Here is a 22,248-nt window from a genome sequence, read left to right on the forward strand (position 1 = left end):
GCCATGGGGCTGCGCTTCGACGTCGTGGACGTGTTCACCGACCGGCCGTACGCCGGCAACCCGCTCGCCGTGGTGCGGTCGGAGGACCGGGAGCTGGACACCGAGGCGATGCAGCGGATCGCGGGGGAGTTCCACCTCTCGGAGACGGTGTTCACCCTGCCCAGCGAGGTCGCCGACTACCGGGTGCGGATCTTCACCCCGGCGGTCGAGCTGCCGTTCGCCGGGCACCCGAGTGTGGGGGCCGCCTGGGTGCTGGCGCGCGACGGCGCGATCGCGCACGGGGACGTCGTCCAGGAGTGCGGGGCGGGCCTGCTGCCCGTGCACGTCGACGCCGACGGCGCGCGGGTCGCGGGCGGTCGCCCGGAGGTGGGCGACGACGTGGACGCCCCGCTGCTCGCCGCGGCGGTGGGCCTGACCGCGGACGACGTCGACGGCGCCGCCGCCCCGGGCATCGCCGCGGCGGGCGTGCCGTACGCGTTCCTGCTGGTCCGCCCGGACGCGGTGGCCCGGTGCGCGCCCGACCCGCACGCGATCACCGCGCTCGGGCTGACCGGGGTGCTGGTGGCGAGCTGGGAGGACGGCCACGCGCACGCGCGGATGTTCGGCGCCGGGGTGGGGGTGGACGAAGACCCCGCGACCGGCTCCGCCGCCGTCGCGCTGGGGGTGTTCCTGGCCGACCGCGGCCTGCTCGACGACGGGGACACGGCCTTCACCGTCTCCCAGGGCGCGGAGATCGGGCGGCCGTCGACGCTGCACGTCACGGTGGCGTCCACCGACGGCCGCGCCACGGCGACGACCGTCCGTGGCGGCGTGGTCGCGGTGTCCCGGGGCGAGCTCACCGCCCTGCCCTGACCGCCGGGTAACCGCCCTCGACCTCCCGTGGGTGAGAAACCAATCACCTCGACGGCGCGTCGGGAGGGCGAACGTGCCACGATCCGACGAGTCCGAACCATCGACGAGGAGTTCGACAGTGACGTCCGACGCGACCCGCCCGCTCCGCCCCCGCAGGTCCTGCCTGGCGGTGCCGGGTTCGAGCCAGAAGTTCATCGACAAGGCCCGGACGCTGAACTCGGACCAGGTCTTCCTCGACCTCGAGGACGCGTGCGCGCCGCTGGCCAAGCCGGGTGCCCGCAAGACGATCGTCGCCGCGCTGAACGAGGGCGGCTGGGGTGAGAAGGCCCGCGTGGTCCGGGTCAACGACTGGACGACCGAGTGGACCTACCGGGACGTCGTCGAGGTCGTCGAGGGGGCGGGCGCCAACCTCGACGCCATCATGCTGCCGAAGGTGCAGACGCCGCAGCAGGTCGTCGCCCTGGACCTGCTGATGACGCAGATCGAGAAGACCCTCGGCTACGAGGTCGGCAAGATCGGCATCGAGGCGCAGATCGAGAACGCGCTGGGCCTGACGAACGTCAACGAGATCGCGCAGGCCAGCCCGCGCGTCGAGACGATCATCTTCGGCCCGGCGGACTTCATGGCGTCGATCAACATGAAGTCGCTGGTCGTGGGCGAGCAGCCGCCCGGCTACGACGTGGGGGACGCCTACCACCACATCCTCATGTCGATCCTGATGGCGGCCCGCGCGCACGACAAGCAGGCCATCGACGGCCCGTACCTGCAGATCAAGGACGTCGACGGGTTCCGGCGGGTGGCCGGTCGCGCCGCCGCGCTCGGCTTCGACGGCAAGTGGGTGCTGCACCCCGGCCAGATCGACGCGGCCAACGAGACCTTCAGCCCGTCGCAGAAGGACTACGACCACGCCGAGAACATCCTCGACGCCTACGACTGGTTCACCTCCGAGGCGGGCGGCAAGCGCGGCGCGGCGATGCTCGGCGACGAGATGATCGACGAGGCCTCGCGCAAGATGGCGCTGGTGATCTCGGGCAAGGGTCGGGCCGCGGGCATGTCGCGGACCGACAAGTGGACCCCGCCGCAGGACTGAGAGGTAGACCCATGGCCCGCCTGGCCCAGACCGCCGGTCTCACCGACGTGCAGGAGGAGATCATCTCCACCGTCCGTACGTTCGTGGACAAGGAGATCATCCCGCACGCCACCGCCCTGGAGCACGCGGACGCCTACCCGCAGGACATCGTCGACGGGATGAAGGAGATGGGGCTGTTCGGCCTCACCATCCCCGAGGAGTACGGCGGCCTGGGCGAGTCCCTGCTGACCTACGCCCTCGTCGTCGAGCAGATCGCGCGCGGGTGGATGAGCGTCTCCGGCGTGATCAACACGCACTTCATCGTGGCGTACATGCTGATGCACCACGGCACGCCGGAGCAGAAGCAGAAGTACCTGCCGAAGATGGCCGAGGGCGAGACCCGCGGCGCGTTCTCCATGTCCGAGCCGGACCTGGGCAGCGACGTCGCGGCGATCAAGACCCGCGCCAAGGCAGACGGCGACGACTACGTCATCGACGGCGCCAAGATGTGGCTGACCAACGGCGGCTCGTCGAACCTGATCGCGCTGCTGGTGAAGACCGACCTCGGGCAGCCCAAGCCCTACCAGAACCTCACCACGTTCCTGGTGGAGAAGCCGTCGGGCTTCGGAGAGGTCCTCCCGGGCCTCACCATCCCCGGCAAGATCGACAAGATGGGCTACAAGGGCGTCGACACCACCGAGGCGGTGTTCGACGGCTTCCGCATCCCCGGCGCCCAGATCCTGGGCGGGGAGGCGGGCAAGGGCTTCTCGCACATGATGGACGGCGTCGAGGTCGGCCGGGTCAACGTGGCCGCGCGGGCGTGCGGCATCTCGATCCGGGCGTTCGAGCTGGCGGCCGAGTACGCCCAGCAGCGCTCGACCTTCGGCAAGCCGATCGCCGAGCACCAGGCCATCGCGTTCAAGCTGGCCGAGATGGGCACCAAGGTCGAGGCCGCCCACCTGATGATGGTCAACGCCGCGAGGCTGAAGGACCGCGGCGAGCGCAACGACGTCGAGGCGGGCATGGCCAAGCTGCTCGCGTCGGAGTACTGCGCCGAGGTCACGCAGGAAGCCTTCCGGATCCACGGCGGCTACGGGTACTCCAAGGAGTACGAGATCGAGCGGCTGATGCGCGAGGCCCCGTTCCTGCTGATCGGCGAGGGCACCAGCGAGATCCAGAAGACGATCATCTCCCGCGGCCTGCTCAAGGAGTATAGGAGCCGCTGACCTCGTGAGTGGCGATGGTCGCCAGGGCGACCATCGCCACTCACGAGGTGGGTCAGCCGTCTCCCGCGCCGAAGCGTCGGACGCGGCCGCTGCCGCCGCAGCGCGTGCAGTTGCGGAACGACTTCGTATAGATGCTCCCGTAGCTCCGGGGTGATCCCTTGCAGCTGGGGCACACCTTGAACGGGTGCAGGAACACCGACACCACGTAGCCGAGCACCAGCACCACCACGAGCACCACCACCATGGTCGCGCCGCTCATTCCGCTCGCGGCCGATTCGATCGTCATGTGCACCCCCGTGCCGCGGGCATGACGGACCGGGGCGTATCCCGCCAGCCCGTGCCCGGGCATGCGGAAGCGCCCGTCTGATCCCCGCGATTTCCGCTCGGCCGACACGGCCGATTCCTGACCCCCGTCATCGACGGTACGGAGCGGATGACGCGGTTTCCTACCTCCGAACGGCCCAAACGGTTGCTTGGACCTGCGGAATCATCACGATCGGTGAGAGAGTTCCGAGTCGGGACGGCGGATCTCGGCAGGCTTCCGCTCGTGCCTCTATCGTGACCGTGGATGGGGCACTTCGGGGGCGCTCCTGTCGTTGACATGATGGACGCCGAGATGTTCCCGGTGTCCGATGTACTCGAGGAGTGAACCCGTGACCACCCCGTTCGGCGGCAGCGGGCGACCCGCGCCGGGGCTGCCCAACCTGCCCACCCCGCCCACCGGATGGCCGGTCGGCTCGTACGCCACCTACGAGGAGGCGCAGCGGGCCGTCGACCACCTCGCCGACAGCGACTTCCCGGTCCGGGACGTGACGATCGTCGGCGTCGACCTGATGCTGGTCGAACGGATCGTGGGGCGGTTGACCTGGGGGCGCGTGTTGGCGTCCGGCGCCGCCTCCGGCGCGTGGTTCGGGTTGTTCGTCGGGCTGCTGCTGTCGCTGTTCAGCACCGCCGGGGACTCGCTCGTGCGGATCCTGGTCGCCCTCGCGGGCGGCGTCGTGTTCGGGCTCGCGTTCGCCGCGGCGCAGTACTGGGGCACCCGCGGGCGGCGGGACTTCACCTCCGCCAGCCAGATGGTCGCCGGCCGCTACGACGTGCTGTGCCAGCCCCGCAACGCCGAGAAGGCCCGCGAGCTGCTCGCCAAGCTGGCCATGGGGACCACGGCCGGGTTCTGACACCCGCGCGTCCCCTTGGGCGCGCGCGGCTGATGCGCGAGGATCGGGGGCGTGAACGCCACCGAGACGGACACCCGCGCCCAGCCGCACGCGGCGGACGGCTCGGGGCAGCCGGCGCGGGCGTTCGACCGGCTGCTGCGCAACAACCCCACCTTCCGCGAGCAGCTTCAGCTCAGCGTGCACCGGATGGGGCTGGCCGGCACCGGGAAACGACTGCTGATCATCGGGGCGGGCAGCGGCGCCGCCGTGCAGGGCGTGCCCGAGGAGGCCCCCGGGTGGCGCGTCGTGGCCGTCGACGAGTCGCACGAGCTCACCCGGCACGCGCAGTCCGAGGACTGGCCGCCGGACTACTGGTTCGTCACCGCCACGCTCTACAACCTCGGGGACGCCCTCGCCCGCCGCAACCTGCCCGGCCCGTTCGACGCGATCCTCGTCGCCTACGAGATGCGTCACCAGCGCAACCTCGACGACACCCTCGCCTACCTGCGGGACCTCCTCGTCCCGGGGGCGCCGCTCGCCGTGCACGAGTACTCGGTGCGCGGGAACCGGGCGGCGCGCCGGACCTGGGCCGCGACCTGCCTGGCCTACCTCACGCGGATCCGCACGCACGGCCGCGTCCCGGGGATGGGCGAGTACCTCTGGCGCTCGGTCACGCGCTTCGACAGCGTCACCGAGTTCCGCGAGCGGCTGGGGCGGGCCCGGTTCACCGACATCCGGGTGCAGACCTTCGGCGGCCGGATGGAACACGTCCTGCACACCTTCCTCGCCCGCGCCCCGGTGCACGACGACCGCGGCGGCCCGGACGACCTCGGCCTTCCGTTCACCGACGCGCCCGCCCCGCGCGGCCCGCGGCCCGGTCCGGGCGTGCGCGGCCGCGTGGTGCTGCCCGCGCCGCGGGCGGTGCCGGAGCCCCCGCCGGAGGACGCGCCGCGCTCCGCCGGTCGTTCCGGCCCCGTCCGGGCCGACGTCGATCCCGAGGCCGATCCCGACGCCGAGACCCCGCCCCAGGGCCTGCGGGTCGTCCCCGATCCGCCCGCCGCGGGATTCTCGTCTGCACCTGGCGAGGCTGCGGGGCCCGAGGCGGGTCGGGCGCCTGAACCGGCGCCTGTCGAGCCCGAGACCGATGCGGGGCGCCCGGAGGCGGAGGCGGTGCAGTCTCGGCCGGCGCAGCCCGAGGTGGTGCAGTCCGAGTCGGCGCAGCCCGAGGTGGTGCAGCCCGAGGTGGTGCAGTCTCGGCCCACGCGGCCCGAGGTGGCCCAGCCCGTATCGGAGGCGGCACCGGTCGAGCCGGAGCCGGCCCCCTTCCGCCCCACGCCTGCGCCGCGGTCGCCGCGGTCGGAGGTGCGGGCCGTGGCGCCGAGCGATCCCGCGGACCCCTTCGAGCTGGACGACGACGAGGACGTCGCCCCGGTCAGCGAGCGGCCCGGCGTGCGCGAGAGCGATGCGAACGATCCGGGCGCGGACCCGGTGGACGAGGTGCCGCCGCTGACCGACGCACCGCAGCAGCGCCCCCGCCTGCGTGACCGGTTCACGCGTGCGCCCAAGCCGACCAGGTCGGACGGCGCGTGGCTCACCCGCGCCGAACGCGAGGACGACCCGCGTTCCTGATCGCCCGTTTCGTGCACTCAGTGCGGTGCGCACCACGCTGAGTGCACGGGACCGGTGATCATGCAGCAGTGAGTGCACGAAACGTGCGCTCTCGCTCCGCCGACCGCACTGAACGCACGACACGTGCGACCAGGCCTACCGCGAGCGGAGGGTGTAGCGCCGCTCGGCGTAGGCGATGTCGTCTCGCCACAGCCGCGCCGCGGCGGTGCGCATGAGCGGGCGCAGGACGGCGGCCACCTTCGCGGCGTGCCCGAACCCGGGGCGGTCCGAGTAGGCGACGACCGCCTCGATCACCGCCGTGCGGGGGGCGCCGTCGGGGCCCGGGCCCAGCGGGGTCGCGTGCGTCTCGACCACCGAGCCGGTGCCCTCGCCGTCGACGATCTCCATGGTCACCGTGCGCGGGTCGGGGCAGCTGAACTCGGCCTTCACCGGCACGCCGAGCCGCCCCGCGACCCGGAAGCCGACCTCGACGAGGAACCGGTCCTCCGGCTCCGCCGCGCCGGGCCGCGGCGCGGCGAGGACCCGCAGCTGCGCGAACGAGTAGGGGTGGAACCACGAGCCGTGCCAGGGGTCCAGCCGGTTGGCCAGGACGTCTCGCGGCTCGCAGCGCCCGATCACCGTCGCGACCGCGGGCACCCCGCCCGCGGGCGGGCGCGGGCCGAGCACCGGGGCGTCGAGCGGGGGCTCGCCCAGGGCGTCCAGGCGGACCCAGGCCAGCACGCCGTCGTCGTGCACGGGGTAGGTGCCCCAGTCCCGGCCCAGCGGCAGGCCGTGCCAGCGGCAGACGAGGTTCTCGCCGACCACGGGTGCGTCGCACAGGGCGGCGCCGAGGTGCGGACAGGCACCCGGCCCGGCCCGCAGCTCGCCGGACGCCGTCCGCCAGACGACGATCTCGCGGCCCGCCACCGTGCGGCCGAAGGTCGGCGCGATCTCGCGGCTGCCGCACACCACGACCCAGCCGCCGGCGGGCCGGGCCAGCGCCCGTTCCGTGGCCGCCTCGATGAGCGCGGGATCGGCCTGCGTCCAGGACGGCTCCTGGTCGGCCCAGCGGGGCAGGTCGAGCAGCCTGAGCGGGTTGACCGGTCGCTTCGGCACCCGGCCAGGCTACGGCGACCGCGACGGGGCGGCGCGCCGAGTCCTGCCGAGTCCTACAGCCAGCCGTTCTTGCGGAAGGACCGGTAGATCATGCCGCAGATCCCCAGGATCACGATGATCACCAGCGGGTAGCCGAACTGCCAGTGCAGCTCGGGCATGTAGTCGAAGTTCATCCCGTAGATGCCGGCGAACATCGTCGGCACGGTGATCAGCGCGGCGTACGCGGTGATCTTGCGCATGTCCGAGTTCTGCCGCATGGACACCTTGGCCAGCACGGCGTCCACCAGGGTCGTGAGGAGCTCGTTGAAGCCGACCACGCGCTCCGCGACGCTCGACAGGTGGTCCTCGACGTCCCGGAAGTACGAGCGGACCTCGTGCGGGACCAGCGAGCTGTACCCCTCGGTGATCTTGTGCAGCGGCTTGAGCAGCGGCATCACCGCGCGGCGGAGCTCGAGGATCTCGCGCTTCATCACGTAGATCTGCTCGGGGTCCATCGTGGAGCGCGGGGCGAAGACCTCCGCCTCCATCTCGTCGATGTCGTCCTCGATGGCCTCGACGACCTCGAGGTAGGTGTCGACGACGTGGTCGGCGATGGCGTGCAGCACGGCCGCCGGGCCGAGCGCGAGCTGCTCGGGGTCCTCCTCCAGTCTGCGCCGGACCTGCTGGAGCCCGGAGTGCTGCCCGTGCCGGACGGTCACCACGAAGTCCCGCCCGACGAAGGCCTGCACCTCACCGGTCTCGACGATCTCGTTCGCGCTGGTCGGCTCCGCGTGCCCGACGTAGCGGACGGTCTTGAGCACCATGAACAGCGAGTCGTCGTACCGCTCGAGCTTGGGCCGGTTGTGGGCGTGCACCGCGTCCTCGACGGCGAGCTCGTGCAGCCCGTAGGTCTCGGCGATGCCCTCGATCTGGTCGTCGTTCGGCTCGTGCAGGCCGATCCAGACGAAGCCCTCGCCACGCTCGCGGACCTCGTCGATCGCGCGGTCGTGCGACCATCGGCCGGGCAGTCGCCTGCCGTCGACGTACACCCCGCAGTCCACGACGTACGCGGAGACGGGGACCCGCAGCCGCGGCATCACGCTGGTGTGGGTGGAGCGCCCGTTGAGGGCGCGGCTGCCCGCGGCCTTGATGACAGGGCGGAGCCTGGACAGGGGCGGCACGGCGCACCTCCGGCGAGAGGACGGACGAGGACTGCGGAGAGCGCACGCCTCGCCGGACCGGAGCGGCTAGGAGGCCGCTGACACCGTGGACACGACGGGGACGCGCTTCGTACTACTGCCTGGCGCGGGATCCATGACGCGCGTCACCTCCTCCTGCTGAACGGGTCGCCACCCGTGGGCCACCGGATAGATTACCCGGCCGTAAGACCTATCGGCGATGGAGGCGAAGACGTTGCAGTTCGGGCGCTACTACGAGGAGTTCGAGGTCGGTGCGGTCTACAAGCACTGGCCCGGCAAAACGGTCACCGAGTACGACGACCACCTCTTCTGCCTCATCACGATGAACCACCATCCGCTGCACATGGACACTCACTACGCGGAGGAGACGACGGACTTCGGCAAGAACGTCGTCGTCGGCAACTACGTCTACTCGCTGCTGCTCGGCATGTCCGTCGCCGACGTCAGCGGTAAGGCGATCGCGAACCTCGAGGTCGAGTCGCTCAAGCACACCAGGCCGACCTTCCACGGCGACACGATCTACGGCGAGACCCGGGTGCTGGACAAGACCGAGTCGAAGTCCAAGGACGACCGGGGCGTGGTCTACGTCGAGACGATCGGCTACAAGCAGGACGGCACGGTCGTCTGCACGTTCCGGCGCAAGGTCATGGTGCCGAAGCGCTCCTACGGCGACTCGCGCGGTGGCGAGCAGCCGGGCCGCCCCACGCCCGCCGTCTAGGAGGGGAGCTGGCGGATCGACCCTCGGCGCGGGGGGAGCACACCCCAGCCGTCGAGGGTCTCCGCGAGGCCCTCGACGAGCGGGAGGGTGGCGAACTCCGCGGCGTCCACCCAGCGGGCGTCCGCGGCGTCGTCCCCGGCCCGCAGGGTGCCGCCGACGACGGTGCAGCGGTAGTCCGTGATGTGGAAGTCCCCGCGGACGACGGTGCCGACCAGCGCGCCGACCTCGACCGTCAGGCCGGTCTCCTCGGCCATCTCGCGGACCAGGGCCTGCGCGTCGGACTCCCCGGGCTCGACCCGCCCGCCCGGCACGGACCAGCGACCTCGGCCCGGCTCGTTCCGACGCCGGACCAGCAGGATCCGTCCGTCCCCCGTGTGGGCGATTCCTCCCACGCACGCAACGTGTCGGCTACCCTCGGTCATCGGTGATGACGGTACCCTGCCCCGCGTGGCCGATGTCCCGGTGACCGGGGGGATCGGTACGTTCGATCTTGCAAGCCCCCCTGCCGGAACGGTGGTCTGAGTGAACGTCAAGAAGCTGGTCGGGATCCTCGTCCTGGTCCTGGTGATCTTCTTCATCGTCACGAACCCGGGAGGTGCGTCCAACACGGTGTCCGGCATCGGCGGCTGGCTCGCCAGCGTGGGGAACAGCATCATCACCTTCTTCCAGGGCGTGGCCCCGAGCTGATGCTGGCCCCCCGGGAGATCGACGAGTACCTGCTGCCGACCGAGCGGCGGGTCATCCGGGTGCGTCAGCACTGGGCCGTCATGATCCCGCACATCTTCCAGACGGCCCTGTTCCTGATCGCCATGATCGCGATCGACCGGCTGCTGGACGGGCGCATCGGCGGCTGGGGCGAGGTGTTCGTCGACAACCTGACGTTCTACCTCGCGCTGGTCGCCGTGCTGCGGTTCGTCGTGAACTCCATCCTGTGGTGGATCGAGCGCATCGTGATCACCGACAAGCGCGTGATGCTCGCCCAGGGGATCATCACCCACAACGTGGGCATGATGCCGCTGGGCAAGGTCACCGACCTCACCTTCTCGCGCAGCGTCGGCGGCCGGATGCTCGGCTACGGCACGCTCATCGTGGAGTCGGCGGGCCAGATTCAGGCGCTGAACCGGATCGACTACATGCCGCGGCCCGAGGAGATCTACGAGGCCCTCTCCGAGCTGGTGTTCGGGGAGAAGGGGAAGACGCGGGCGACCGGGATGCTCGCCCGGAACCGCTGGCGTCGATAATCGCCCGGTGGCCCTGATCGACCTGCACACCCACTCGACGGTCTCCGACGGCACGGACACCCCCGAGGAGCTGGTGGCCGCGGCCGCCGCCGCGGGGATCGACGTGCTCGCGCTGACCGACCACGACACGACGGGTGGCTGGTCCCGCGCGGCCGCGGTGCTGCCCGCCGGGATGCGGCTGGTGCGTGGCGCGGAGTTCTCCTGCGTCAGCCCCACCGGGCGGCCGAAGACGCCGGGGGACCGGGCGACGGTGAGCGTGCACCTGCTGGGGTACCTGTTCGACCCGGAGCACCCGGCGATCGTCGCGGAGCAGGAGCGGCTGGTCGGCGAGCGGGTGGAGCGGTTGCGGAAGATGGCCCGCAACGTCGCCGCCGACTACCCGCAGCTCGACGCGGACCGCGTCTTCGACCTCGTCCCCGAGGGCACCACGCCCGGGCGGCCGCACCTCGGCCGGGCCCTCATGCGGGCCGGCGTCGTGGGCTCGGTGAACGAGGCCTTCGCCGAGATCCTCAAGACCGGCAGCAAGTACTACGAGCCCAAGACGGACACCCCTGTCGAGCGGGCGGTCCAGATGATCGTCGACGCGGGCGGCGTGCCGGTGTTCGCGCACCCGCTCGCGCGCAAGCGGGGCCGGGTCATCGAGACCTCCGTGCTGGCGGACCTCGCGAAGCTCGGCCTGGCGGGCGTCGAGGTGGACCACCCGGACCACGCGCCGGAGGACCGCGAGCTGCTGCGCGGCGTCGCGGCCGAGCTGGGCCTGGTGGCGACGGGCTCCTCGGACTACCACGGCACCAACAAGTCCACGCCGATCGCCGCGGAGGCCACGGCGCCCGACGCCCTGGAGGACCTGGTCGACCGCGCCTCCGGAGTGCCCGTCCTGTGACGCAGCTGGGGTTCGACGCGCTCGCGGGCGAGGAGGCCTGGGCGCGTCCGCTGGTGCGCGTCACCCCCGCGCGGCTCGGGACCTGGGAGGACTGCCCGCGCCGCTACCGGCTGACCTACCTGGACAAGGCGCCGGGTCGCGGCGCGCGGGCGGCGAGCACGCTCGGCTCGGTGGTGCACCTGGCCCTGCGGGCGCTGTTCGCCCGGCCGCGGGCCGAACGGACCCCGGCCGAGGCCGCCGCACTCGTCGACCGGAACTGGATCGGCGAGGGGTTCCGGGACACCGCGCAGCAGCAGGAGTACCGGCTCAAGGCGCGGACCTGGGTCGAGGACTACGTCGCCGAGCACGGCGCGCCGGACCCGCTCGCCGTCGAGCGGTGGGTGTCGGTGTCCACCGGCGGCATCGTCGCCGAGGGCCGGGTGGACCGGATCGACCCCGGGCCCGTGATCGTCGACTACAAGACCGGCAGGCACGTGCCCACCACGGCGGACGCCGGTGCCTCACCGGCGCTGGCGCTGTACGCGCTCGCCACCACCGCGACCCTGCGCCAGGAGACCCGCCGGGTCGAGCTGCACCACCTGCCCAGCGGCACCGTCGCCGCCTACGACCACTCCGCGGAGTCCCTGGCCGAGCACCGGGACCGGGCCGAGGCGGGCGCGCTCGCGGCCGCGGACGCGGCCGCCGAGCTGGTGGCGGGCGGCTCGGCGGACGCGCTGTTCCCGGCCCGTCCGGCCCCGCGCTGCGCCGTCTGCGACATGCGCCGCAACTGCCCCGAGGGCCAGGCCGTGGGTCCGGCCGCGCAGCCGTGGGAGCATCTGGTCACGTGACCGAACGCCTGCCCGGACGACTGCTGCGCGGCTTCTCCGGCGTGCTCTGCGCCGGGCTCGTCGCGTTGTTCGCGGTGCTGGTCGGCGGCTGGGTGTTCACCACCCGCACCGGTGCGCCCGGCCCCGGCCCCGGCATGCTGCTGGGCCACGGCCTGGCCGCCGCCGCGGCCGTCGCCGCCCAGCTCGTCGCGGACCGCCGCGCGGGCCGGGTCGGCGCGCTCGCGGCGTGGGTGGTCGTGGCCCTCGCGGCGCTGGTCCTCGGCGGGTACTGGCTGTTCTGAGCGTGATCGCCCGAGACGAGGACCTCGCCCGGTCCCTGACCGCCGCCCTCCACCGCGGCGATCTGACCGCGGCGGCCGAGGAGGCCGGCGGGAAGACGGCCCGGGAGCTCGCCGAGGTGCTGGCGCGGTGTGGGCGCGCCGACGCGGCCGTGCTGTTCCGGCTGCTCGACAAGGACGGCGCCGCCGAGGTGTTCGAACACCTCGACGCCGGCACGGTGCGCCACGTCGTCGAGGGCATGCGGGCGGAGCACGTCACGGAGCTGGTCGACGGCCTCGACCCGGACGACCGGGCCCGCCTGCTCGACGAGATGCCCGCCTCGATGGCGCACCGGGTGCTCGCGGGCCTGCCGCCCGAGCGGCGTCGCGCCACCGCGGCCCTGCTCGGCTACCCGGCGGGCTCCGTGGGCAGGTTGATGACACCCGAGGTGGCCAGCCTGCATGCGGGCGGCACGGTCGGCCACGCCCTCGCCCGCGTCCGGCGGATCGGGCGCACCGCCGAGACCGTGCAGGTCCTGCCGGTGGTCGGGCCGGGCAGGCTGCTCGTGGGCACCGTCGAGCTGGGTGAGCTGGTCCTCAACGCCCCCGAGACGCCGCTGGCCGACATCGTGGAGACCGACGTCGAGCGGGTCCGGGCGACCGAGTCCGCCGAGGCGGCGGCCCGGCTGCTGGGGGAGTCCGACCGGGTGGCACTCCCGGTGGTCGACGAGGAGGAGCGGCTGCTCGGGCTGCTCACGATCGACGACGCCGTCGAGGAGCTGGAACGGGCGGACTCCGAGGACGTCGCCCGCCAGTCCGGGGCCGCGCCGTGGCGTGGGCACTACCTGACCGTGGGTGTGGTGGCGCTCGCGCGGAGCCGGGTCGTCTGGCTGCTCCTGCTGCTCGTCGCGGCGACCCTGACGGTCAACGTCCTGCAGTACTTCGAGGACACGCTCGCCGAGGTCACCGCGCTCGCCCTGTTCGTGCCCCTGCTGATCGGCACGGGCGGGAACGCGGGTGCCCAGGCGGCCACGGCGACCGTCCGGGCGCTCGCGGTCGGCGAGGTGCGACCGTCGGACGTCCTGCGGGTGATGTGGCGGGAGGCGCGGGTGGGTGCCGTGCTCGGGGCGATGCTCGCCGTCGTCGGGACGACGATCGGGAGCCTGCTGGTGGGCGGGCAGGTCGCCCTGGTCCTGGGTGTCTCCCTGGTCGCGGTGTGTGCCTGGGCGGCGACCATCGGCGCCACCATGCCGCTGCTCGCGACCCGGCTGGGTATCGACCCCGCGGTCGTGTCCGCACCGGCGGTGACGACCCTCGTCGACGCCACCGGACTGCTCATCTACTTCACGGTGGCCCGGCTGGTCCTCGGCATCTAGTGCCCCGTCCAGAAACGTTCAGGACCGAACTCGGCGGCCCAGCCACCCGTGGGCGGCGTTGCCACCCCGGCCGAGTACGCCCGGTACGAGACCGGGGCGGCGCCTTGCCCACGAGCGGCTGGATCCCCCGATTCCGGCCCCAACGTTCCTGGACGGGGCACTAGTGACCCGAGTCCGGCCGCAGCGCCACCACCTCGGACCCGCGTTGCTCGAGGAGGACGTCGCCCTGGGCGGCGAGCATCACCGGGCCCGAGTAGCCGCCGCGGTCCACCGGGATCGTGCGCTGCACGACGCCGCGGACCGGGTCGACCACCGCGATCCCCGCCGCGACCGGGACGAGCAGGCTGCCCGCGTACGCGGTGCCGGGGCCGAGGGTGTCCCGCAGCGTCCAGAGCGGGGCGAGCGCGGTGCGGTCCAGGGCGACCGTGCGCGAGCCGCTCCACCAGTACACGCGGGCGCTGTCGGTGGCGGTCGCCGAGATCCCCCCGGCGGGCGGCGCGACCTCGCCCTCGGGGACGTCCAGCCCGATGAGGCCCACCTGCGTGCCGCTGCGGTCGAAGATCTGCAGCTCGGGCGGCCCGGGCAGGACGACCGCGGCCCGGTCCACGGACACCGCGACGAGCTGCGCGCCGCGGGTGGACAGCGGGACCGAGAACTCGACGGTCGGGGTGTCGGCGTCCCCCGTCCCGTCCGGGCGGAGCAGGGTCAGCCGGTCCGCGGCCTCCGCCGGGCACGACTCGACCACGCCCAGCCTGCCCGCGCCGAGGGCCACGGAGGTGTGCGTGCAGTCCGGGCGGGGCTGGCGGTCCGGCTGGGCGGGCGCGGTCACCGCGCCGTACTGCAGCGTGGTGACCAGGTCGGACCGCAGTGTCTCCAGGTAGGTGGGGGAGCTCGCCACCACGACGCTGCCCGACGCCGCGAGCCGGGCCCCCGCACCGACGTCCGGGTTCGCGGCGGGGCCCCGGGTCCCGAGGTCGGGGTTCAGTGCGGACAGCTCGCTGCACCAGGCGCCGTCCGCGGTGGCGTAGAGCGCCAGGACCTGCCCGAACCCCGCGCCGACCGTGCAGAGCGGCCGGTCGCGGGTGTAGCTCCACCGCGGGGCGCCGGTCGTCGCGTCCCGCCCGACGACCGCGTCCCCGTCCGCGGTCACCACGCCCGGGCCGCTCACGACGGGCTGCGGGGTCGCTCCGCTGGGCGCCCGCCACGCCTCCACGAACCCCGCCGGGACGACCTCCGCCACCGGCGGCTCGACGCCCGGTGCGTCCGCGGGCACCGACTCGGTGCGGGCGGCGGGGCTGATCAGCCCGTACCCCACGGCGACCGCGACGACCAGCAGAACGACGAACGCCGCCACCGCGAGATCTCTGCGGCGACGGCGTTCGGGGAGTTCGCGGGCGCGGAGCACGCCCCGAAGCTACTAGGTCGGGCTCAGCTGGCGGCGGCGTCCTGCTCGGCGCCGGCCTCGGTGGGGGTGGCGTCCCCGGAGCGGGAGCGGCCACGGCCCCCGCGCCGGCGACGGCGGCGCGGCTTGGTGCCGTCCCCCTCGCCGGTCGCGTCGGTGGCGGGCCCGCTCGCCGGAGCCTCGGCGGACACGGCGGGCGCGGCCGCCGACGCGTCGGCCGGTGCGGACTCGGCGGCGGGCTTGGCCCCCGCCGGACCGGCGACCGGGACCCCGGCGCGGCTGCGGGTGCGGGTCCGCTCCCGGCGCTTGCGCGCGGGCCGCTCGGCCGGGTCCTTGCGCTTGCTGCGGCCCTGGTGGTCGCCCTCGGTGTCCACGTACTCGGCCGACAGGCCGGCGCGGGTCCGCTTCGACAGCGGCAGGCGCCCGGTGGCGTCCGTGGGGACGTCCAGGTCCGTGTAGAGGTGCTCGCTGGTCGAGTAGGTCTCGACGGGCTCGGTGACGGCCAGACCGAGGTCCTCGGCCACCATCTTCCAGCGCGGCATCTCGTCCCAGTCGACGAGCGTGACCGCGACCCCGGTCTTGCCGGCGCGGCCGGTGCGGCCGATCCGGTGGACGTAGGTCTTGGAGTCCTCGGGGCACTGGTAGTTGATGACGTGCGTGACGTCGGTGACGTCGATGCCGCGGGCCGCGACGTCCGTGGCCACCAGCACGTCCACCTTGCCGGAGCGGAAGGCGCGCAGGGCCTGCTCGCGGGCGCCCTGGCCGAGGTCGCCGTGCACGGCGGCGGCGGCGAACCCGCGCTCGGCCAGGTCGTCCGCCACCCGCTGCACGGTGCGCTTGGTGCGGGCGAAGATCATGGTGAGGCCGCGCTCGCGGGCCTGCAGCACGCGCGTGACCAGCTCGACCTTGTCCATCGCGTGGGCGCGGTAGACGAACTGCTCGGTGCGCTCGTGGATCGAGCTCTGGTCCGGCTCCTCGGCCCTGATGTGGGTGGGCCGGTTCAGGAAGGCGCGGGACAGCGCGATGATCGGGCCCGGCATGGTGGCCGAGAACAGCATCGTGTGGCGCTCCTCGGGGAGCATCCGCATGATGCGCTCGACGTCCGGCAGGAAGCCGAGGTCGAGCATCTCGTCCGCCTCGTCGAGGACCAGGGCCTTGACCCGGCCCAGCACGAGGTGGCGCTGCTCGGCGAGGTCGAGGAGTCGGCCCGGGGTGCCGACGACCACGTCGACGCCCTTGCGCAGGGCCTCCAGCTGGGGCTCGTACGCCCGGCCGCCGTAGATGGCGGTGACCCGGACGCCGAGGTGCTTGCCCGCGTCCGCGAGGTCCTGGGCGACCTGCACGCAGAGCTCGCGGGTCGGGACCACGACGAGCGCCTGCGGGACGTCCTTCGTGCGGTCCGCGGTCTCGCCCTCGGCGGTCGCGGCGGCGCGCTCGGACGGCGGGGTGACCCGCTGCAGCAGCGGGACGCCGAAGCCGAGGGTCTTGCCGGTGCCGGTGCGCGCCTGGCCGATCACGTCCTCGCCCGCGAGGGCGAGCGGGAGGGTCAGCTCCTGGATGGCGAAGGTGCGCTCGATGCCGGCCTCGGCCAGCGCCCGCACGATCTCGGGGCGGACCCCGAGCTCGGCGAACGTGGGGGACTCAGATTTGACGGGGGCGCCCGCCGTGAGCGGGTGCGCGTCTGCGGTCGCTTCGGGGTCGACCGTGTCGGCGGGTTCGGTGTAGGTCTCGGACAAGGTGGGTGTCGCCTCTCTCCGCGTACAGGAGCCAGGCGCCCGGCTCGTCGACCACCGGCTGGGGAAGCCCGGGTGGGAGAGCCGTCCGAGGCGCTGTACGCACCAGTTCGTGTGCACACCGGTGAGTCGGGCGCCCGGTGGCGCCGACCCGTTACCCGGCGGTGTCGCAGTCGATCTGCGCGGCGCACCGGATGCCCGGGCGCTACGCGCAGGGCCATGATACCCCCGGCCCGGATCGCGGGGCACGGTGACGTGCGCCGCGCGCTCCGAGCATTAAGGTTTCGACCATGGCGGAAGTGGACGCGACCCGGCGCGCGGTCGTCGATCTCCTGGGCGCGCTGGCCTACGGCGAGCTCTCGGCGTTCGACCGGCTGGCCGAGGACGCGCGCACCGCGCCGACCCTCGCGGGCCGCTCCGCCCTGAGCGTCATGGCGGGCGCCGAGATGGGGCACTTCCGCATGCTGGAGGAGCACCTCGCGGGCCTCGGGGTGCGCGTGGACGAGGCGATGGCGCCGTTCGTCGCGGGAGTGGACGCCTACCACGCCACCACCCGCCCGCGGACCTGGCTGGAGTCGCTGGTCAAGGCGTACGTGGGCGACGGGCTGGCGGCGGACTTCTACCGCGAGGTCGCGGGCTGGGTGGACGGTTCGACCGCCGAGCTGGTCCGCACGGTCCTCGCCGACACCGGGCACTCGGCCTTCGCCGAGCGCGAGGTGCACGCGGCGTGCGCGACGAACCGACAGGTCCGGGACCGGCTCGCGCTGTGGGGCAGGCGGCTGCTGGGCGAGGCCGTCACCCAGGCTCAGCACATCGTCGCCGAGCGGGACGAGCTGGCGGACTTCATCGTGCGCGGGTCGGGGGACATCGCGGGCATCGCGGCGCTGATCAAGCGGCTGCAGAGCAACCACGGCAAGCGCATGGCCGCCCTCGGACTCAACTGAGGTTTCGCCCCTGGCGGACGGGCCGCGGTCGCGGTGTCCGACTCGACTAGCCTGGGTCGCGTAGTCCACCCGTACGTACTCACCAGGAGGTTCCCCGGTGGAGGTCAAGATCGGCATCGCGGAGAGCCCGCGGGAGCTCGTGGTGTCCAGCGACCAGACCGCTGACGAGGTCGAGAAGCTCGTCGCCGAGGCGCTGAAGTCCGGCGACGGCACGCTGTCGCTCGTGGACGAGAAGGGTCGCAAGTACCTGATCCCGGCCGTCCGGATCTCCTATGTCGAGATCGCGCCGTCGTCCGCGGCGAAGGTCGGCTTCGGCAGCTGAGGCTCCGGGAGCGGAGTCACTCCGTCGGGGGCTCGTCGAGCGGATAGGGCGGGCTCCCGACGCCGGACAGGCGGTACCGGCCCCACAGGTCGACGTCGCCGATCCGGCCGCGGGCGCTCCCGGTCGCCGTGGACACCACGACGTCGGCGTTGCGCCCGCCGAGCACCCCGGCCAGCGCGGCGCCGCTCGCGGGGTCCCGGGTCACCCGCCCGTACCAGTGGACCTTCCCGTCCTGGGGCTGGGTGTGGGCCTCCAGGCGCACGTGCACGTCGAGGGCGGTGCCGTCGATCGTCAGCGTGGCAGGGCCTGCGTAGTCGACCTCATCCGACACCGGGGTTCTCCTTCGGGACCATCCTGAGCACGGGGGATTCCACGTCCGGCGTGCCGAGCACGCCGTGCGCGCCGTTCCAGATCAGCGTGGTGAGGTAGCCGGTCAGGTCCGCGCGGCTCATCGTGCGGCGCTCCAGCCACCAGTCGCCCGCGCTCTCCACCATCCCGACCAGCCCGTACGCGTAGGCCTCGGCGCCGCCGGAGTCCTGCCCGGCCGCGCGCAGCCGCCCGCCGATGAGCTGGGCGAGCAGGGTCGCGATCTGGCCGCGGACGTCGTCGGCGACGTCGGTGGTCTCGGGCGCCGGGTTGTGCACCACGAACCGCCACAGCTCGGGCTCCTCCTCGACGCCCTGCAGGAACGCGTCGACCACCGCGGCGATCTGCGCGCGCGGTGCGAGGTCCTCCATGAGCGCGGGCGCCATCTTCTGCATGAGGTTCTCCGCGGCCCGCTTGCCGACGGCCCGCTGCAGGTCCGCGCGGTCGTCGAAATGGCGGTACAGCACGGGTTTCGTGATCCCGGCGCTCGCGGCCATGTCCGCCACCGACACCCCCGCGCCGTGCGCGCGCACCGCGGCCATCGCGGCCTCGACCATCTCCGCGCGGCGTTGGGCGCGGCGGGCGGCGCGTGGGTTCCCCTTGACAGTTCCGTCGTCGTCCGGCACGTTACCAGTGGTAACAGTTACCGCGGGTAACAGCAAGCGTTCGTCGACGGGGAGGAACGGCCATGCGAGTACTGGTCACCGGGGCGGCCGGGGGCTTCGGCGCGCCGACGGTCGCGCGGCTGCGGGAGCAGGGGGCCCGGGTCGTCGGGCTCGACCGGCACGGATCGGACGCCGAGTCGGTCCTCGCCTGCGACATCACCGATCCCGAGGCGGTGGAGCGTGCCGTGGCGGAGGCGGTGCGCACCCTCGGCGGGCTCGACGCGGTGGTCCACTACGCGGGCATCGGCATCCCGAACGACGCGGGCGGCCCCCTCGAGCCGGACGCGCTGAAGGTCATCGACACCAACCTGCTCGGGGCCTGGCGGGTCACCGCGGCGGCGCTGCCCGCCCTGACCGAGGGTCCGGAGAAGGGCCGCGTGGTCTTCGTCTCCAGCGAGCTCGCCTACCTCACGCTCCCGTTCGTCTCCGCCTACAGCGTGGCCAAGCGCGGCATGACCGCCTACGCGGACGCGCTGCGGCTCGAGTACGGCACCCGGCTGCACGTCACGACGGTGTACCCCGGCTACGTCCGGACGCCGATCCACGAGGCGGGCAAGGAGGTCGGGCTGAGCCTGGAGGGGCAGGTCCGGGCCGAGGAGGTCGACGACATCGTCGGCACCGTGTGCCGGCAGCTCGCCGCCCGACGTCCGCGCCGGGACACCGCGGGCACCCGCGCCGGGCAGGTCGAGCTGTGGGCCGGACGCCACGTGCCGGGCCTGGTCCAGCGCGGGGTCGTCGCCCGGGTGCGCAGACAGGTCGCCCAGGGCGTGTTCGACGGATCGGAGCCGGCCAAGGGGCTCGTGCTCCGGCTGGGAGGGAAGCGATGAGCGTCATCGACACGGTGAACGACCGCGAGGCCACGGCCACCCGGCTGCTGAAGTCCTCGGTGGAGAAGTCCTACGAGCCGCACCTGGACATCGACTGGGACGCCCCGCTCGTCGACGGGCTGTGGGGGCTCCCGGAGCACCGGGCGTCGCTCTACGGCACGCCCCTGTGGGAGGGCCTCACCGACGAGCAGCGGCGCACGCTGACGATCCACGAGGTCTGCAGCGTCGCGCGGATCGGGCTCTGGTTCGAGATCATCCTGATGCAGATGCTGCTGCGCTACGCCTACGACCGCGACCCGCGCCGCGCGCACATCCAGTACGCGCTCACCGAGATCGCCGACGAGTGCCGGCACTCGATCATGTTCGCGAAGATGACCGAGCGGTACGGCGTGCCCGACTACGCCCCGACCGGCCTCACCCATCAGCTGGGCAGGCTGTTCAAGACCGTCGGGTACGGCCCGGCGATGTTCGGCGGCACGTTGTTCGTCGAGGAGATCCTGGACCGCTTCCAGCGCGAGTCGATGCGGGACGAGACGGTGCAGCCGCTCACCCGCATGGTCAACAAGATCCACGTGACGGAGGAGGCCCGGCACGTCCGCTACGCCCGCGAGGAGCTCCAGCGGATCATGCCGAAGGTGACCCGGTCGCAGCGCGAGCTGGGGCGCTACCTGCTGGCCCGCATCGCGTTCGTCGTCGCCCGCAACCTCGTGCACCCGGCGGTCTACACGTCCGTGGGAATCGCGCCCGAGGAGGGTCGCCGGGCGGCGCTGGCCAATCCACACTGGCAGGAGTCGCTGCGCTGGTCGGCGGAGAAGTGCGTGGCGTTCCTGCGCGACCAGGGACTCGTCGGCGGCCCCACCGAGCTGCTGTGGAGGAAGGCGTACCTCGTATGAAGTCGGCGGACGGACGCGACCTGCACGGCGTCGTGTCGGGCGCCGGGCCGGTCACGGTCGTGCTGCTGCACGGGTGGACGCTGGACTCCACGTGCTGGGAACCCGTCGCCCGTGCGCTGACCGGGGTCCGGGTCCTGCGCTACGACCACCGCGGCCACGGCCGGTCGGCCGAGGTGGACGCGTCGACCATGACCCTCGAGCAGCTCGCGGACGACCTGGCCGCCGTGCTGGCGGCCGAGGTCCCGGAGGGGCCGATCGTGCTGGTCGGGCACTCCATGGGCGGCATGACGGCGATGGCGCTGGCCGAGCGGCATCCCGGGCTCGTGGCCCGGGTCGTCGGGCTGGGGCTGGTCGCGACCGCGGCGGGCGAGCTGGGCGCCACCTTCCCGGACTGGCTGCGGACGGTGAACGAGCGCCGCGTCTTCGCCTCGGCGGCGTGGACGGGCAGGCGGGCCCTCGCCCGCCACCCCGTGCTGCTGAAGCCCGCCATGCGGGCGATGCTGGTGGGGCGCCACCCGTCGCGGGCCGCGCTGCGCAAGACGAGCGAGACGATCGCCGCCTGCCGCCCCAGCACGCTCTCCGGGTTCTGGACGACCCTCGGCGCCCACCAGCGCCAGGCGGCCCTGGCGGCCTACGCCGAGATCCCGGTGCACATCATGGTCGGCACGCGCGACCGGCTCACCCCGCCGCGCTACTCGCGACGGATCCGCGAGGCGCTGCCGCACGCCGAGCTGACGCTGTTCCCCGACGCCGGTCACATGCTGCCGCTGGAGCGCACCGACGGCGTCACCGCCCGGATCCAGGCCCTGGTCGGCGCCGCGGTCTCGGCCTGAGCCCCGACCACCTCCGGGCTCTCGAGGTGGTCGGACCCGTGAGTGGCGATCGTCGCTCCGGCGACGATCGCCACTCACGGGATCAGTCGTGGATGAGCGGGAAGCCCGCCAGGCCCTTCCAGGCCAGCGCGGACATCAGGCCCACGGCCTCGTCCCGCGGGATGCCCTGGTCGGAGTCCAGCCAGTACTGGGCGGTGACCTGCGACAACCCCACCAGCCCGACGGCCAGCAGCCGGGCCCGGGCCACGTCCAGCCCCGCGTCCTGGGTGACGACCTCGGCCACGGCGTCGATGCACTTGGTGAGCGCCCCGTCGACGAGGGCGGCCGCCTCGGGCTCGCTGCGCAGGTCGGACTCGAACACCAGGCGGTAGGCGTGCCCCTCGCCCGCGACGAAGTCGAAGTAGGCCGCGACCGCCGCGTGCACGCGCTGGCGGTTGTCCGAGGTGTTGCCGATCGCGTCCCGCACCCGCGCCACCAGCTCGTCCGCGTAGGTGGTCAGCAGCGCGCGGTAGAGCTCGAGCTTGCCGGGGAAGTGCTGGTAGAGCACGGGCTTGCTGACGCCGGCCTTCTCGGCGATGTCGTCCATCGCGGCGGCGTGGTAGCCCTGCGCGGCGAACACGTCCCGGGCCGCCAGCAGCAGCTGTGCGCGTCGCGCGCTCCGGGACAACCGGGCGCCCCGGGCGGGGGCCTGTACCGATCCGGACGCCTTCGCTGCCGTCTCGCTCATCGGGCTCCCCTCGCCGTTCACGTGCCGAGTC

Annotated in this window: 26 protein-coding genes; 17 read left to right on the forward strand and 9 right to left on the reverse strand. The window is 73.2% G+C overall.

Going from position 1 to position 22,248, the window contains the following annotated elements:
• The first annotated feature begins 3 nt into the window (after positions 1-3).
• The 3 genes from BLS43_RS13980 (at position 4) to BLS43_RS13990 (ending at position 3,147) form a co-directional block, all read left to right on the forward strand.
• Positions 4-852 (forward strand): PhzF family phenazine biosynthesis protein, encoded by an 849-nt coding sequence (locus BLS43_RS13980; RefSeq protein WP_093084285.1) that lies wholly within the window; start codon positions 4-6, stop codon positions 850-852.
• A gap of 118 nt (positions 853-970) precedes the next feature.
• Positions 971-1,942: an HpcH/HpaI aldolase/citrate lyase family protein gene (locus BLS43_RS13985; protein ID WP_093083897.1), complete on the forward strand. Its 972-nt coding sequence runs from the start codon at positions 971-973 to the stop codon at positions 1,940-1,942.
• Between the two features lie 11 nt (positions 1,943-1,953).
• Complete coding sequence (locus tag BLS43_RS13990) at positions 1,954-3,147, forward strand: acyl-CoA dehydrogenase family protein (protein ID WP_093083899.1); 1,194 nt, start codon at positions 1,954-1,956, stop codon at positions 3,145-3,147.
• Positions 3,148-3,199: 52 nt separating this feature from the next.
• Here BLS43_RS13990 and BLS43_RS13995 read toward each other — a convergent pair whose 3' ends face one another.
• Positions 3,200-3,433 carry a hypothetical protein gene (locus BLS43_RS13995; protein ID WP_143030041.1) on the reverse strand — a complete coding sequence of 78 codons (234 nt, stop codon included), beginning with the start codon at positions 3,431-3,433 and terminating at the stop codon, positions 3,200-3,202.
• Positions 3,434-3,800: 367 nt separating this feature from the next.
• On the opposite strand from BLS43_RS13995, the gene BLS43_RS14000 reads away from it, so the two are divergent.
• The gene (locus BLS43_RS14000; RefSeq protein ID WP_093083905.1) at positions 3,801-4,322 is read left to right on the forward strand and encodes a YflT domain-containing protein; all 522 of its coding nucleotides are present in this window, start codon (positions 3,801-3,803) and stop codon (positions 4,320-4,322) included.
• A 51-nt stretch (positions 4,323-4,373) separates the two neighbouring features.
• Positions 4,374-5,930, forward strand: a complete 1,557-nt coding sequence (locus tag BLS43_RS14005; RefSeq protein ID WP_093083907.1) for a class I SAM-dependent methyltransferase — start codon at positions 4,374-4,376, stop codon at positions 5,928-5,930.
• Between the two features lie 135 nt (positions 5,931-6,065).
• On the opposite strand, the gene BLS43_RS14010 is transcribed toward BLS43_RS14005, so the two are convergent.
• Together BLS43_RS14010 and corA are read right to left on the reverse strand one after the other, a co-directional pair.
• The gene (locus BLS43_RS14010; protein ID WP_093083910.1) at positions 6,066-7,025 is read right to left on the reverse strand and encodes a DUF5914 domain-containing protein; all 960 of its coding nucleotides are present in this window, start codon (positions 7,023-7,025) and stop codon (positions 6,066-6,068) included.
• A 53-nt stretch (positions 7,026-7,078) separates the two neighbouring features.
• The gene (corA, locus tag BLS43_RS14015) at positions 7,079-8,101 is read right to left on the reverse strand and encodes a magnesium/cobalt transporter CorA (RefSeq protein ID WP_093084288.1); all 1,023 of its coding nucleotides are present in this window, start codon (positions 8,099-8,101) and stop codon (positions 7,079-7,081) included.
• Between the two features lie 316 nt (positions 8,102-8,417).
• On the opposite strand from corA, the gene BLS43_RS14020 reads away from it, so the two are divergent.
• Positions 8,418-8,921: a MaoC family dehydratase gene (locus BLS43_RS14020; protein WP_093084291.1), complete on the forward strand. Its 504-nt coding sequence runs from the start codon at positions 8,418-8,420 to the stop codon at positions 8,919-8,921.
• On the opposite strand, the gene BLS43_RS14025 is transcribed toward BLS43_RS14020, so the two are convergent.
• A complete protein-coding gene (locus tag BLS43_RS14025; RefSeq protein ID WP_093083913.1) occupies positions 8,918-9,343 on the reverse strand; it encodes an NUDIX hydrolase in 426 nt (141 codons plus the stop codon). The two genes, BLS43_RS14020 and BLS43_RS14025, sit on opposite strands and share 4 nt — an antisense overlap.
• A gap of 100 nt (positions 9,344-9,443) precedes the next feature.
• On the opposite strand from BLS43_RS14025, the gene BLS43_RS30000 reads away from it, so the two are divergent.
• From BLS43_RS30000 to mgtE, 6 genes are read left to right on the forward strand one after another with little or no spacing between them, the layout of a single operon-like run.
• Positions 9,444-9,608, forward strand: coding sequence for a hypothetical protein (locus tag BLS43_RS30000; protein ID WP_093083916.1), 165 nt, complete (start codon positions 9,444-9,446; stop codon positions 9,606-9,608).
• A complete protein-coding gene (locus BLS43_RS14035) occupies positions 9,608-10,162 on the forward strand; it encodes a PH domain-containing protein (RefSeq protein ID WP_093083919.1) in 555 nt (184 codons plus the stop codon). Before BLS43_RS30000 ends, BLS43_RS14035 begins: the two co-directional genes overlap by 1 nt.
• A 7-nt stretch (positions 10,163-10,169) precedes the next feature.
• Positions 10,170-11,045, forward strand: a complete 876-nt coding sequence (locus tag BLS43_RS14040; RefSeq protein ID WP_093083922.1) for a PHP domain-containing protein — start codon at positions 10,170-10,172, stop codon at positions 11,043-11,045.
• Positions 11,042-11,872: a RecB family exonuclease gene (locus tag BLS43_RS14045; protein WP_093083925.1), complete on the forward strand. Its 831-nt coding sequence runs from the start codon at positions 11,042-11,044 to the stop codon at positions 11,870-11,872. Before BLS43_RS14040 ends, BLS43_RS14045 begins: the two co-directional genes overlap by 4 nt.
• Positions 11,869-12,153 carry a hypothetical protein gene (locus BLS43_RS14050; protein WP_093083928.1) on the forward strand — a complete coding sequence of 95 codons (285 nt, stop codon included), beginning with the start codon at positions 11,869-11,871 and terminating at the stop codon, positions 12,151-12,153. Before BLS43_RS14045 ends, BLS43_RS14050 begins: the two co-directional genes overlap by 4 nt.
• A gap of 2 nt (positions 12,154-12,155) precedes the next feature.
• Positions 12,156-13,505, forward strand: a complete 1,350-nt coding sequence (gene mgtE / locus BLS43_RS14055) for a magnesium transporter (RefSeq protein WP_093083931.1) — start codon at positions 12,156-12,158, stop codon at positions 13,503-13,505.
• Between the two features lie 160 nt (positions 13,506-13,665).
• On the opposite strand, the gene BLS43_RS14060 is transcribed toward mgtE, so the two are convergent.
• Both BLS43_RS14060 and BLS43_RS14065 read right to left on the reverse strand, forming a co-directional pair.
• Entirely contained in the window at positions 13,666-14,910 is a 1,245-nt protein-coding gene (locus BLS43_RS14060; protein ID WP_143030042.1) for an Rv3212 family protein, read from the reverse strand.
• Between the two features lie 23 nt (positions 14,911-14,933).
• Positions 14,934-16,643, reverse strand: coding sequence for a DEAD/DEAH box helicase (locus tag BLS43_RS14065; protein WP_176921327.1), 1,710 nt, complete (start codon positions 16,641-16,643; stop codon positions 14,934-14,936).
• A 287-nt stretch (positions 16,644-16,930) separates the two neighbouring features.
• Here BLS43_RS14065 and BLS43_RS14070 point away from each other — a divergent pair, with 287 nt between their 5' ends.
• A complete protein-coding gene (locus BLS43_RS14070) occupies positions 16,931-17,584 on the forward strand; it encodes a ferritin-like fold-containing protein (protein ID WP_093083939.1) in 654 nt (217 codons plus the stop codon).
• Positions 17,585-17,681: 97 nt separating this feature from the next.
• Positions 17,682-17,906 (forward strand): DUF3107 domain-containing protein, encoded by a 225-nt coding sequence (locus BLS43_RS14075; RefSeq protein ID WP_093083942.1) that lies wholly within the window; start codon positions 17,682-17,684, stop codon positions 17,904-17,906.
• 16 nt (positions 17,907-17,922) lie between these two features.
• On the opposite strand, the gene BLS43_RS14080 is transcribed toward BLS43_RS14075, so the two are convergent.
• Both BLS43_RS14080 and BLS43_RS14085 read right to left on the reverse strand, forming a co-directional pair.
• Positions 17,923-18,237, reverse strand: a complete 315-nt coding sequence (locus BLS43_RS14080; RefSeq protein ID WP_093083945.1) for a DUF4873 domain-containing protein — start codon at positions 18,235-18,237, stop codon at positions 17,923-17,925.
• Positions 18,227-18,898, reverse strand: a complete 672-nt coding sequence (locus BLS43_RS14085) for a TetR family transcriptional regulator (RefSeq protein ID WP_245707490.1) — start codon at positions 18,896-18,898, stop codon at positions 18,227-18,229. The genes BLS43_RS14080 and BLS43_RS14085 overlap by 11 nt, the downstream gene beginning before the upstream one ends.
• Positions 18,899-18,960: 62 nt before the next feature.
• Here BLS43_RS14085 and BLS43_RS14090 point away from each other — a divergent pair, with 62 nt between their 5' ends.
• The 3 genes from BLS43_RS14090 to BLS43_RS14100 are packed head-to-tail and all read left to right on the forward strand — an operon-like array spanning position 18,961 to position 21,490.
• Entirely contained in the window at positions 18,961-19,764 is an 804-nt protein-coding gene (locus tag BLS43_RS14090; RefSeq protein WP_093083950.1) for an SDR family NAD(P)-dependent oxidoreductase, read from the forward strand.
• The gene (locus tag BLS43_RS14095; RefSeq protein WP_093083953.1) at positions 19,761-20,657 is read left to right on the forward strand and encodes an AurF N-oxygenase family protein; all 897 of its coding nucleotides are present in this window, start codon (positions 19,761-19,763) and stop codon (positions 20,655-20,657) included. The genes BLS43_RS14090 and BLS43_RS14095 overlap by 4 nt, the downstream gene beginning before the upstream one ends.
• Positions 20,654-21,490 carry an alpha/beta fold hydrolase gene (locus BLS43_RS14100; RefSeq protein ID WP_093083955.1) on the forward strand — a complete coding sequence of 279 codons (837 nt, stop codon included), beginning with the start codon at positions 20,654-20,656 and terminating at the stop codon, positions 21,488-21,490. Before BLS43_RS14095 ends, BLS43_RS14100 begins: the two co-directional genes overlap by 4 nt.
• A gap of 82 nt (positions 21,491-21,572) precedes the next feature.
• Here the strand turns inward: BLS43_RS14100 and BLS43_RS14105 are convergent, their stop codons facing one another.
• Positions 21,573-22,217 (reverse strand): TetR/AcrR family transcriptional regulator, encoded by a 645-nt coding sequence (locus BLS43_RS14105; RefSeq protein ID WP_093084294.1) that lies wholly within the window; start codon positions 22,215-22,217, stop codon positions 21,573-21,575.
• Positions 22,218-22,248: the final 31 nt, after the last annotated feature.

This window comes from Pseudonocardia oroxyli (assembly GCF_900102195.1).
In the GTDB taxonomy this organism is placed as follows: Bacteria; Actinomycetota; Actinomycetes; order Mycobacteriales; family Pseudonocardiaceae; genus Pseudonocardia; species Pseudonocardia oroxyli.